Source organism: Aeromonas sp. S16(2024) (assembly GCF_041403065.1).
Lineage (GTDB): Bacteria > Pseudomonadota > Gammaproteobacteria > Enterobacterales > Aeromonadaceae > Aeromonas.
Map to the genome: position 1 here is coordinate 1 of NZ_JBGLQX010000062.1, position 762 is coordinate 762.

Below are 762 nucleotides of genomic sequence, written 5' to 3' on the forward strand. Positions count from 1 at the left end.
TGACTGGGGTGAAGTCGTAACAAGGTAACCCTAGGGGAACCTGGGGTTGGATCACCTCCTTACCTTAAGATGTCGTGTTGTTGAGTGTTCACACAGATTGCCTTGATTCAAAGTAGTTAGAGCAAAGACCTGATGCGAAAGCGTCAGTGCTTATCTGGCTTAGGTCAGATGAGAGAAGCCCGTTCGTTGGGTTGGGATGTGAATAGCGGCGCAAGTTGCTACCCAAGCCAGAGTTAGCGATAACAACGAACAGCGCTAAAGGCAGTTGTTCTGCAGGTGTCGGCAAATAATGCCGCTCGCTTCGCAGGCTCAGCGTCGCCTTTACAAAACGTCTTCGATACGAAGTATCGAAAGCGGACGTTTTGTCCCCTTCGTCTAGAGGCCTAGGACACCGCCCTTTCACGGCGGTAACAGGGGTTCGAATCCCCTAGGGGACGCCACTTCTCTTCTTGCTAACAAGAATGCAGAGTTAAGAAACTGATTCTTAACTCTGTTTTCTTCGGTCACTGACCGTTGCAAACATGCTCTTTAACAATCTGGAAAGCTGATTTAAAAAGTAGTTCTCAAACATTTGTTACAAGTGCTTTGGAAACTTCTTGGCGAAAACCAAAATTTATTTTGGTCCTTGTTGTACTTCAACAAGCAAGCGTTGTTTCGACGACACTTCTTGGGGTTGTATGGTTAAGTGACTAAGCGTACATGGTGGATGCCTTGGCAGTCAGAGGCGATGAAGGACGTACTAACCTGCGATAAGCTGTGAGA

Annotated in this window: 1 tRNA gene and 2 rRNA genes; all 3 read left to right on the forward strand. The window is 47.2% G+C overall.

The features are described 5' to 3' along the window. Nucleotides 1-62: ribosomal RNA gene (locus ACB030_RS20315) — 16S ribosomal RNA — on the forward strand; the annotation flags it as partial. A gap of 302 nt (nucleotides 63-364) precedes the next feature. Further along, nucleotides 365-440, forward strand: a tRNA-Glu gene (locus ACB030_RS20320). A 239-nt stretch (nucleotides 441-679) separates the two neighbouring features. After that, a 23S ribosomal RNA gene (locus ACB030_RS20325) occupies nucleotides 680-762 on the forward strand; the annotation flags it as partial.